The sequence below is a fragment of the Rhodobaculum claviforme genome (assembly GCF_016653255.1).
GTDB classification, from domain to species: domain Bacteria; phylum Pseudomonadota; class Alphaproteobacteria; order Rhodobacterales; family Rhodobacteraceae; genus Rhodobaculum; species Rhodobaculum claviforme.
In genome coordinates this window covers 1-10,812 of the sequence record NZ_NHSD01000191.1, presented here as the reverse complement: position 1 = coordinate 10,812, position 10,812 = coordinate 1, and the positions used below count along the sequence as shown (strand labels likewise).

11 protein-coding genes are annotated in these 10,812 nt (G+C 70.2%); 2 read left to right on the top strand and 9 right to left on the bottom strand.

Features of this window, described 5'->3' with window-relative positions:
* Nucleotides 1–59: 59 nt before the first annotated feature.
* From CCR87_RS06510 to leuB, 3 genes are all read right to left on the bottom strand, one after another.
* Nucleotides 60–554 carry a DUF1850 domain-containing protein gene (locus tag CCR87_RS06510; RefSeq protein WP_201156750.1) on the bottom strand — a complete coding sequence of 165 codons (495 nt, stop codon included), beginning with the start codon at nt 552–554 and terminating at the stop codon, nt 60–62.
* Between the two features lie 64 nt (nt 555–618).
* Entirely contained in the window at nt 619–1,575 is a 957-nt protein-coding gene (locus tag CCR87_RS06505) for a TAXI family TRAP transporter solute-binding subunit (protein WP_201156749.1), read from the bottom strand.
* Between the two features lie 108 nt (nt 1,576–1,683).
* Nucleotides 1,684–2,796, bottom strand: coding sequence for a 3-isopropylmalate dehydrogenase (leuB, locus tag CCR87_RS06500; RefSeq protein WP_201156748.1), 1,113 nt, complete (start codon nt 2,794–2,796; stop codon nt 1,684–1,686).
* Nucleotides 2,797–3,103: 307 nt separating this feature from the next.
* Here leuB and CCR87_RS06495 point away from each other — a divergent pair, with 307 nt between their 5' ends.
* Both CCR87_RS06495 and CCR87_RS06490 read left to right on the top strand, forming a co-directional pair.
* Nucleotides 3,104–4,330 (top strand): ATP-grasp domain-containing protein, encoded by a 1,227-nt coding sequence (locus tag CCR87_RS06495; RefSeq protein WP_201156747.1) that lies wholly within the window; start codon nt 3,104–3,106, stop codon nt 4,328–4,330.
* Nucleotides 4,331–4,379: 49 nt separating this feature from the next.
* Complete coding sequence (locus CCR87_RS06490; RefSeq protein ID WP_201156746.1) at nt 4,380–6,353, top strand: hypothetical protein; 1,974 nt, start codon at nt 4,380–4,382, stop codon at nt 6,351–6,353.
* Nucleotides 6,354–6,478: 125 nt separating this feature from the next.
* On the opposite strand, the gene CCR87_RS06485 is transcribed toward CCR87_RS06490, so the two are convergent.
* The 6 genes from CCR87_RS06485 to CCR87_RS06460 all read right to left on the bottom strand — a co-directional run bounded on the left by CCR87_RS06485 (nt 6,479) and on the right by CCR87_RS06460 (nt 10,558).
* Nucleotides 6,479–7,405 carry an electron transfer flavoprotein subunit alpha/FixB family protein gene (locus tag CCR87_RS06485; RefSeq protein ID WP_201156745.1) on the bottom strand — a complete coding sequence of 309 codons (927 nt, stop codon included), beginning with the start codon at nt 7,403–7,405 and terminating at the stop codon, nt 6,479–6,481.
* Nucleotides 7,405–8,166 carry an electron transfer flavoprotein subunit beta/FixA family protein gene (locus CCR87_RS06480; protein WP_201156744.1) on the bottom strand — a complete coding sequence of 254 codons (762 nt, stop codon included), beginning with the start codon at nt 8,164–8,166 and terminating at the stop codon, nt 7,405–7,407. The genes CCR87_RS06485 and CCR87_RS06480 overlap by 1 nt, the downstream gene beginning before the upstream one ends.
* A 97-nt stretch (nt 8,167–8,263) precedes the next feature.
* A complete protein-coding gene (locus CCR87_RS06475) occupies nt 8,264–8,836 on the bottom strand; it encodes a cob(I)yrinic acid a,c-diamide adenosyltransferase (protein ID WP_201156743.1) in 573 nt (190 codons plus the stop codon).
* 56 nt (nt 8,837–8,892) lie between these two features.
* A complete protein-coding gene (locus CCR87_RS06470) occupies nt 8,893–9,096 on the bottom strand; it encodes a twin transmembrane helix small protein (RefSeq protein WP_201156742.1) in 204 nt (67 codons plus the stop codon).
* Between the two features lie 89 nt (nt 9,097–9,185).
* Nucleotides 9,186–9,812 (bottom strand): enoyl-CoA hydratase/isomerase family protein, encoded by a 627-nt coding sequence (locus CCR87_RS06465; RefSeq protein WP_201156741.1) that lies wholly within the window; start codon nt 9,810–9,812, stop codon nt 9,186–9,188.
* Entirely contained in the window at nt 9,809–10,558 is a 750-nt protein-coding gene (locus CCR87_RS06460; RefSeq protein ID WP_201156740.1) for an SDR family oxidoreductase, read from the bottom strand. The genes CCR87_RS06465 and CCR87_RS06460 overlap by 4 nt, the downstream gene beginning before the upstream one ends.
* Nucleotides 10,559–10,812 lie beyond the last annotated feature (254 nt).

Below are 10,812 nucleotides of genomic sequence, written 5' to 3'. Positions count from 1 at the left end.
GGGTCCGGCGCGGGGGTCCGGTGCGGGGGCCCCGGATCAGGGGCGCCGGGCCGCAGCCTTCAGTCGGTGGGGGCCCGGGCCATGGCCGGGCGGATGCGCACACCCTGCCCCGCCGCCAGCGGCCCGAGATCAAGGCGATGCGCGCCCGAGGTGATGTGGTGGCCCACATCCGGACGCCCGACACGCAGCGGCAGGGTTGCCCGCGGCAGGGCGCGGTCGATCCCCTCGATCCAGTAGCCGCCCCCCTCGGCGCTGCGCAGACGCCCGCGGCCGGGCGTGTTGCCCAGCCCGGCGGCAAAGTCGTGCAGGAAGCTCGCCTCCAGCACCATCCCGCCCCCGTCGACGCGGAAACAGTCCGCCACCGCCCCGCCGGTGACGGAATGCGCCCAGCGCAGGCACCAACGCCCGTCCGGCGCCAGCGGCAGGCTGGCCAGCCGCACGCCGTGGCGGTCCACAACCTCCAGCTGCGAACCCCCGCCCGCGGCGGCGGCGCAACCCGCGCCGGCCAGCAGCACCCAGACGACCACCGCCGCGGACCAGCCGCGGCGGTGCATGCGCGCGGGTCCCACGCGCCGGGTCACGGCACCGCCGCGCGCCCGCAGCCTCCCGGACCCTGCGTCACGGACGCAGACGCTCGGGGATGTCGGCGCCGATTTCCTCGAGGTAGCGGATCGTGCCCGGGTGCAGCGGCAGCGGCGAGGCGGTCAGCGTGAACGCCACCGTGGTGTCGTTGGCCGCCGGGTGGATGGCGATCAGCTCGTCCACGTTCTCCAGCACGGCGCGGACGATGTTGTAGGCCAGATCCTCGTCCATGTCCGCGTGCACGATCAGCGCGTTGGGGGTGGAGATGGTCGACGTCTCCGTGTCGACGCCATCATAGGTGCCGGCCGGCAGGGTATAGGGCGCGAACGTCGGCTCCATCTCGATGGCCGCGTCGATCTCGTCCTCGGTCAGTGCAAGCACCGAAATCGCGCGGCTGGCGGCCAGGTTCATGATCGACGAGGTGGGCGGCCCCACGCTCCAGAATCCCGCCACGATATCGCCGTCGCGCAGCGCGTCGGCGGTCTCGTTGAAGTTCAGGCGCTGCGGGTCGAAATCGTCATAGGTGATGCCGTTGGCGGCCAGCAGCGTCTGCGCGCTGACCTCGGTGCCCGAACCGGGGGCGCCGACGGACACGCGCTGCCCGCGCAGATCCTCGAGCGAGGTGATGCCGCTGTCGGCCAGCGTCACGATCTGCACCGCGTTGGGATAGATCGCCAGCAGCGTGCGCGCCTCGGGAAAGGCAAGACCCTCGAACGGGGCGGTGCCGTTGAAGGCGGCGCTGGCGGTGTCGGCCAGCACGAAGCCGATGTCGGTCTCGAAGGTCGCCAGCAGGTTGATGTTCTCCACGCCCGCGCCGGTGACCTCGGCCGAGGCGGTGTAGCCATCGACATGGCGGTTGATGACTTCGGCGAGGCCGCCGCCGAACGGGAAATACACCCCGCCGGTGCCCCCGGTGGCGATCGACAGCTCGGTGGCGTGGGCCGCCGGCACGATGGCAAGCGCCGCGATCGCGGCGCAGGCAAGTCTGTTCATGGCTCTCTCTCCCTGATCGGGACGCCGGTCTTGCCGCCGGCGCCTGCGTCCTTTTGACTGACCAAGCGGGGACAGGCTGTCAACCGTCTTGGCCGGTGCCCCCTCCGCTCAGCCCTCCAGCGCGGCGTCCAGCGCGGCCAGGATCGCGTCGCCCATGCCGCGGGTTCCCACCGGCGTGCCGCCCTCGGGCCCCATCAGATCCGGCGTGCGCAGCCCCTGCGCCAGCACCGCCTGCACCGCGCCCTCCAGCCGGTCCGCCTCGGCGCCCTGATCGAACGAGTAGCGCAGCGCCATAGCAAAGCTGAGGATGCAGGCGATCGGGTTTGCCTTGCCCTGCCCCGCGATGTCGGGCGCCGAGCCGTGCACGGGTTCATAAAGCGCCTTGGGCCGACCGTTGGCCATCGGCGCGCCCAGGCTGGCCGAGGGCAGCATGCCCAGAGAGCCGGTCAGCATCGCCGCCAGGTCCGACAGCAGATCCCCGAACAGGTTGTCGGTCACGATCACGTCGAACTGCCGGGGCCAGCGGGTCAGCTGCATGGCGCCGGCGTCGGCGTACATGTGGCTCAGCTCCACGTCGGGGTACTCGGCGGCGTGCACCTCGGTCACGACCTGGCGCCAGAGCACGCCGGATTCCATGACGTTGGCCTTCTCCATCGAGCAGACCCTGTTGTCGCGCCTGCGCGCCAGCTCGAAGGCCGAGCGGGCGACGCGGGCGATCTCGGACTCGGTGTAGCGCTGGGTGTTGATCCCCACCCGCTCGTTGTTCTCGGTCACGATCCCACGCGGCTCGCCGAAATAGACGCCGGAGGTCAGTTCGCGCACGATCATGATGTCGAGACCCGCCACCACGTCACGCTTGAGGCTGGAGAAGTCGGCCAGCGCGTCGAAGCATTGCGCCGGGCGCAGGTTGGCGAACAGGTCCATCTCCTTGCGCAGGCGCAGAAGGCCGCGCTCGGGCTTCACCGAGAAATCCAGATCGTCGTATTTCGGACCGCCCACGGCCCCCAGCAGCACCGCGTCGACCCCCTGCGCCGCCTCCATCGTGGCGTCCGTCAGGGGCGTGCCATGCACGTCCCACGCCGCACCGCCCACCAGATCCTCGGTCACGTCAAAGGCCAGCCCGCGGCGGGCACCGAACCAGTCGATGACGCGGCGCACCTCGGCCATCACCTCGGGGCCGATGCCGTCGCCGGGCAGGATCAGAAGGGAAGGCGTGCTCATGGCGTCCTCGTGGCTGCGATGGGATGCCGCGGGCGTAGCGGGTGGCCGCAGGGGGGTCAAGGCGCCGCCCGGCCCGCGACCCTGCGGGGCGCGCCGATGCTTCGTCAACCTAAATTTCAGCACGATATGAGGGACGCCGCAGCACCATGGCGCATGCCCGACACCCCCATCAAGGCACTGTTATAAGTGGAATAATCCGAGTTGAGCCCGGCATGACCACCCGACCCCCGCCACCGGCGCTTGAAGTTTCCGAAAAAATGTTTAGTTTTTCAAACTCGGAACATCAACGGAAAGGACAGGCAAACCAGTGCCCCATCGGGATGAAACCAAGGGATATGTGGCCATTTTTGGCTGGAGCCTGCGCTGCATCGACGCGCTGGAGAAGTTCGACCGCCGGTACGTGATCGTGGCACCCCAATGGGCGGCGGAATATGCGGCGGCGCACGACATCCCGTTCCTGAGGTGGGACTTCGAGCGGGTCAACGACCGCTCGATGGAGCTGGCCGAGACGTTGCGCGACATGGGCGTGGACGTGGCCATCCCGCTGTTCGAGGAAACGGTGGAGTGGGCCGGCGCCGTCAATTCGGTGCTGCTGCAGAACCCGCGCCTGCTGGGTCAGGCGATGCTGTTCCGCGACAAGTCGCTGATGAAGCGGCGCGCGCAGCTGGGCGGGATTCGCGTCGGCATCTTCGAGGAGGCGATGGACCAGTCCGACGTCATCCGCTTTCTCAAGCGCGTCAACCAGACGCTGCTGAAGCTGGACGGCGACCCTGACGATCCCATCCACTTCAAGGCCTTCGACAAGGCCGGCTGCATGGGTCACCGGGTCATCCGCACCCCCGATGACGTCGCGGCGATCGCCGACGACGAATTCCCCGCGCTGCTGGAATCGCACCTGGATGGGTGGGAATTCGCGGTGGAGGCCTGGATCAAGGACCGCAAGATCCAGTTCCTGAACATCTCGGAATACGTCACGCTGGGCTATTCGGTGTTCGTGCCCGCCACGCCCGAGCTGGAGAAATGGCGCGGCCGCATCACCCAGGAGATCGAGAAGCTGATCGAGGTCTTCGACATCGACTTCGGCTTCATCCACCCGGAATACTTCGTGACCTCCGACGGCACGATGTACTTCGGCGAGGTCGCCTATCGCCCGCCCGGCTTCAATGCCTTCGAGCTGATGGAGCGCGCCTACGGCTTCAACGCCTATCAGGCGCTGGTCCTGGCCTTCGATCCCAAGGCGACCGAGGCCGAGCTGGAGGCGTTCTTTCCCACGCCGGTCACCGACGCCAAGGGCCACGCGGGCTGCTTCGGCGTCTACCCCCGCCGCCGCGTCGTCAGCGAGCTGAGCATCCCGGCCGAGACCGAGAACCACCCGTATTTCGAGTTCCACGAGCTCGCCGCGCCGGTGGACCAGAAGGTGACCAAGCGCACCGCCTTCGGCACCCACTGGGGTCTGGTCTATTTCTTCGGCGAGGACCCGCACCAGCTGCGCGACCTGCTGAAGGCGCAAGAGGAACTGGATTTTTACGTGTGAGTGGGACCATCATGCGCACAGGGATCAGCCAGCGGGGCGGGACATGACGATGACCGAGACGACCGCGCTGGAGGCACCCCTGCGCAACCTCGATCGGCTGACGGAGCAGCTTGCCGGTGCCTCGCGCGCCGGCAAGCTGTCGTATCGGGGTCGGGTTCTGGATGCCGCCGCGCGGGTGCTGCGCCACCCCGACGGGATGGCGCCGCTGGCCGAACGGGCCGACGCGCTGGACCGGGCGGGGATCTTTGGCGGCACCGACTGGGCCACGCCGGCGGCGCTGCTGCCGGGGCTGGTGGGCAACACGCTGCGCCACGGCGATGCGGCCACGGTGGTGCTGGAGGCGCTGAGCCTGCTGCGGTTCCTGCGCGCGGCGCGGCACGAGGCGCACAACCCCGCCCTGCCGGCCGAGCATGCCCACCACTTCCTGACACAGGTGCTGGCGCTGAACCTCGACCGGCTGGCGGGGGCGGTCTCGGAGGCCGACCGGATGGCGGCGCATGGCCTCGGGCCGTCGGTGGACCGGCTTCTGGGCTTCCTGATGGCGGAGCTGGGCGCCGACACGCTGCTGGCCCCGCTGGTGGACGAGGTCTGGCGGCTGCTGTCGCAGCGCCCGCTGCAGATCGACCCGGTGAAATCCATGATCACCCAGATCGCGGTGGCGCTCGCGCAGGGGCGCCTGGCCCCGGGCGAGGCGCATCTGGGCGCCGACCGGCTGATCAGCGCGCTGTTCGGCCCCTCGGGCCTGAGTCGCGACGATCCGGGGCTGGAGGTCTATCTGCGCCGCCTCGACACCGCCGACGACCTCACCGTGCAGGCCGAGGCGACGGCGATGGCGCGCGCGATGCACGACACCGGGCTGGTGTCGGACTATCACGCGGCCCTGGTGCGCTGGCTGCCGGAGGCGGGGCGCGCGGGCATGATCGCCCATGCGCTTGGCCTCAGCAGCACCGGGCTGGACGCGCTGCGCTGCTACGAGGCTCTGGTGCACTGCCTGATCCGCGAATCGGTGCGCCCGGCCACGGCGCAGGCGGTGCTGGGGCTGGCGCTGATGCTGGAGCGGGGCATCCTCTATGCGCCGCCCGTCGCACCGTCGCTGTGGCGGCTGCTGGAGATGCCGCTGTCGCCCACTGCGGACGCCGCGCTGGCCACCGCCTGCGGCACCGCCGAGCCCGCCCGCGTGCATCTTCTGGCCGGGGTGCTCATGCTGCTGGGCAACCCGCTGGGCATCGGACAGGGCAACAACCCCACGTGCCAATCGGCGCGCGCGCTGGCGATGTGGGCGCTCAACGATCCCGATTTCCTGCTGTGGCTGCTCAGCAATGTGCTGCGCCACGACCGGGTCGTGATGTATTTCGAAGGTCAGGCGCTGGACAGCAGCACCCTGCCGCCGGGGCTGGTGTCGGGCACACCTCTGGATGCCGACCCGGTGTCGGTGCTGCTGGTGCCCCAGATCGACCGCATCTACGCCGAGATGGGCCGCCGCACCGTCGGACGCGGCGAAGACCCGCACCGCTGGATCAACCCCGAGCTGCATGGCTGGTGGGTCGGCCGCGAATTCCACATCGCCGTGGACGTGACCACCGGCAAGCTGACGGACCACGCGGGGTTCCTGCGGCGGTTCCACGCGGGCTATCACCCGCTGCACAACGGCAACCAGATCGTCATCCACCCGCAGCCCGCCGGCATCGCCGTGACCGACAGCATGGGCCGCTTCGTCGGCTGGCATGCCATCGCGATCACCCGCGTGGCGCTGGACCGCTCGGGCGAGATGCGGGTCTATTTCTTCAACCCCAACAACGACAGCGGGCAGGACTGGGGCGGTGGCGTCGTCGTCTCCACCTCCGGCATGGGAGAGCGCTTCGGAGAGGGATCGCTGCCGTTCGGGCAGTTCGCCTCAAGGCTCTACATCTTCCATGATGACGGGCTGGGCGGCGGCCAGACGGCGCCGGTGGACGACGCCGCCATCACCGAGATCGAGACGATGGCGCAGGGCAGCTGGGCCGCCGATCGCCTGCCGGAATGATCCGCCGACCGGGATGATCCGCCGACCGGAATCGCCGTCGGCAGGGTCGACATGCCTCCGGGCCGACCGGCTGATCGGCGCTGCGAAGGGACAACCGGGGGCGGGCACCCGCCCCCGGCGCGTCGTCAGAGCTTTTCCATCAGCTCCGGGACGGCGGTGAACAGATCCGCCACCAGGCCATAGTCGGCCACCTGGAAGATCGGCGCCTCCTCGTCCTTGTTGATCGCGACGATGACCTTGCTGTCCTTCATCCCAGCAAGGTGCTGGATCGCCCCCGAAATCCCGACGGCGATATACAGCTCGGGCGCGACGACCTTGCCGGTCTGTCCCACCTGCCAGTCGTTGGGCGCATAGCCCGAATCGACCGCCGCGCGCGACGCGCCCACCGCCGCGCCCAACTTGTCGGCCAGCTTCTCGATGATGGCGAAATCCTCGCCCGAGCCAAGCGCCCGCCCGCCCGAGACGACGCGCTTGGCCGAGGTCAGCTCCGGACGATCCGAGGCCGCGACCTTGTCCTCGACCCATTCCGACAGGCCGGGATCGTCGACGGCCGCTATGCTCTCCACCGGGGCGCCCGCGCCCTCGCCCGCCGCCTCGAAGGTCGAGGTGCGGATCGACACGACCTTGGTCGCGTCCGAGGATTTCACCGTCTGGATCGCGTTGCCGGCATAGATCGGCCGCTCGAAGGTGTCGGCGTCGACAACCCCCGACACATCCGAGATCACCATCACATCCAGAAGCGCCGCGACGCGCGGCAGGATGTTCTTGGCGTCCGTGGTCGCGGGCGCCACGATGTGGCTGTAGTCGCCCGCCAGCGCCACCATCAGCGCCGCCGTTGGCTCGGCCAGCCGGTGGCCATAGCGGGCGTCCTCGGCCACCAGAACGCGGGTCACGCCGTCGATCCGGGCGGCCTCGGCGGCCGCATCGGCCGCGCGGGCACCCGCGCACAGCACCGTCACCGCCCCCATCTGCGCGGCCGCCGTCACCGCCTTGGCGGTGGCATCGCGGTTCAGCGTCCCGTCGGTGACCTCTGCCAGAAGAAGAACGCCCATCAAAGCACCCCCGCCTCATCCTTGAGTTTCGCGATCAGCTCGTCGACCGAGCCCACCTTGATCCCGGCCTTGCGGCCCTCCGGCTCCACCGTCCGCACCACGCTCAACCGCGGAGAGACGTCCACGCCGTAGTCGGCGGGGGTCTTTTCCTCCAGCGGCTTCTTCTTGGCCTTCATGATGTTGGGCAGCGAGGCATAGCGCGGCTCGTTCAGGCGCAGATCGACCGTGACGATGGCGGGCATCGGCACACGGATCGTCTGCAACCCGCCATCGACCTCGCGCGTGACCACGGCCTTGCCGTCGGCCAGCTCCAGCTTGGAGGCGAAGGTGGCCTGCGGCCAGCCCAGCAGCGCCGCCAGCATCTGCCCCGTCGCGTTCATGTCGTTGTCGATGGCCTGCTTGCCGCAGATCACCAGCCCCGGCGCTTCGGCGTCGATCACCGCGTGCAGCAGCTTGGCGACCGCCAGCGGCTCGATGTCGGTGTGCACGTCGTCCGAGGCGAGGATCAGGATCGCGCGGTCGGCCCCCATCGCCAGCGCCGTCCGCAGGGTCTCGGCGGCCTGCTTCACGCCAATGGAAACCGCCACGATTTCCGTGGCATGCCCGGCTTCCTTCAGGCGGATCGCCTCTTCCACGGCGATCTCGTCGAAGGGGTTCATCGACATCTTGACGTTGGCCAGATCGACGCCCGAGCCGTCCGCCTTGACGCGGACCTTCACGTTGTAGTCGATCACGCGCTTGACCGGCACCAGTACCTTCATCGAAGTGTGTCTCCCTCGCTTTCGTTTCGGCAACTTTGTTACCGTGACGTGATACAACCCCGCCAGCACGGAAAACAGAGCAAAATCGACGCGCCGCTCAGCGGTTGGCGCCGGGCACCCACAGCACGTCGGTGCGACCGTCGTCATTGGCGATGCGGGCGGCTACGAAGAACCAGTCCGACAGGCGGTTGAGGTAGGTCAGCGCGGGGGTGTTCACGTCCTCGGTGGTGGCCAGCTCCACCGTCAGCCGCTCGGCCCGGCGCGCGACGGTGCGGCACAGGTGCAGATGCGCGGCCAGCGCCGTGCCGCCCGGCAGGATGAACGACCGCAGCGGCTCCAGCCGGGCGTTCATCGCGTCGATCTCGGCCTCCAGCCGGTCGACCTGGGCGGGGACCATGCGCAGCACGGGGTATCCCGCTTCGCTGTCGCGGGCCATGTCGGGGCGGCACAGGTCGGCGCCGAGGTCAAAGAGGTCGTTCTGGATGCGCGCCAGCGCCGCGGCGATATCCTCTTCGGCGTGCAGGCGGGCCATGCCCAGCACCGCGTTCAGCTCGTCCACCGTGCCATAGGCGGTGACGCGGGTGCAGAACTTGGCCACGCGCGCCCCGTTGCCCAGCGCGGTTTCGCCACCATCCCCGGTGCGGGTGTAGATGCGGTTCAGAACGACCATGGATGCCTCCGGACGGGGCGCCGCGGGCCCCGGTTCAAATGTGGATGGGGAGAGCCTCAGCCCTGGCCGCGCAGCACGACGAACGCGACGATCAGCACGACCGCGACGGCCTGCAGCCCCAGCCGCCAGCGCATCATGCGGTTGCCGTTGCGTGCGTTGAACGCGCCGCCGCGGGCAAAGCCGCCGATGCCGATGGCCAGGACCCCGGCCACCGCAAGCACGGCCAGCGCCGCGAGGATGAAAAGCGGATCGGACAGCATGGCGCCCCCCCTGTGTGACTGCGGGGGATGTAACCCGGAACGGCCCCGGGGCGAACCGAAAACTTCCGCCCCGGGCGCCGCATTTCCCCTCAGCGTGCGGCGGGATCGGCGAAAAAGCCCTTGATCGCCGCCACATGCGCGGCATTGGCGCCCAGCGCATCGGCCGACAGCGCGGCGGCGGCGGCGGGCAGTTCGTCGGGCGGCACAAGACGGTCGACCAGGCCCCAGGCCAGCGCCTCGGCCGCACCGACACGCTGCCCGGCCATCAGGATCGCCTTGGCCCGCGCCGGTCCCACCAGCGCCGAAAGCCGCGCCGGGTCCGACGGTTGCGGCAGGAACCCCAGCCGCATCACAGGATAGAAGAACCGCGCCGACGGCACCGCAAGCCGCAGGTCGCACGCCAGGGCCATGCCGAACGCGCCCCCCGCCAATGTGCCGTTGATCGCCGCCACCGTCAGGCACGGCAGCCGCGCGATCCCGCCCGACACCCGCTCCCACAGCGGGCTGGTGGCCAGGCCCGCGCGCGCTTCGTCCAGGTCGGCGCCGGCGGAAAACACCGACCCCGTCCCCGTCAGCACCAGCGCACGCGCCTCACCGCCCGCGTCCTCCACGATCGCCGCCAGATCGGCCAGCATCGTGGCCGTCAGGGCGTTGGCCTTGTCGGGGCGGTCCAGGGTGACGGTCCACAGCCCCCCTTCGCGCGTGAGGCGAATCATTGGTGCAGGCCGACGCGGCGCCGGATGTCGGGCTCGCGCAGGCTGACCTCGGCGCCCAGCCAGGGGTCGGCCTCGGGGGTGCACATCCACATCAGCGCCTGCGCGGGCCACTCGGGCGGGATGTGCACCGACCAGTCGAGCTGGCTGACCGCGTTCACGCCGCTGTCGCGGATCGCGGCCTGCATGTCGGTGGCGACCGTCCCCGGCGACAGGCTGAGGATGCGCAGGCCCGCCGCGCGGTGCTCGCGGTCGGCCACCCGCGTCAGCATCAGCGCGCCGGCCTTGGAGGCGCAGTAGGCGCCCCACCCCTCCAGCGGGTTGTGCGCGGCGCCCGAGCCCACCGTCAGGATGGTGCCGGACCCCTGCGCCGCCATCACCGGGATCGCCGCGCGCATGCCGTGGAACACGCCCTTGAGGTTGATGTCGATCAGCCGGCCCCAGACCTCCGGGTCTGCCTCGGCGGTGGTGGCGATGGGGTCGATGACGCCCGCGTTGTTGATCAGCACGTCAAGCCGCCCCCAGCGATCGACCACCGCGGCAACCGCGGCCTCCACCGCGCCGGGGTTGGCCACGTCGCACGGCAGCGCGAGGCCGCCGGTTTCAGCCGCCAGATCGCCGATCGCGGCCTCGGTGCGCGCGGCCAGCGCGACATGCGCGCCCGCCGCGGCGAACGCCCGCGCGGCCGCGGCCCCGATGCCGCGGCTGGCCCCCGTGATCAGCACTGTCTGGCCCGTCATGTCGCGCATCCGGTGTCTCCCTGTCCCGTGTCGGCCCGTGCCCGTGTCGGCCCGTGGTTGGCGGTCGTGATGGGTCGGGTCTAGCCCAGCGTGCAGCGCCATGCCAGCGCCAGACCCGGCGACGGCGGGCGAAACCCGCTTGACCGCCGTGCGCCCCCCTCCGAGTATCAGGGCCGTCCGATCCGCGGCCGGAACCGGCCCGATCATTCACGTCCCGCCCCTGTGACCAAGGAGTCCCGCCATGTCCCGCCCCGCCCCGACGA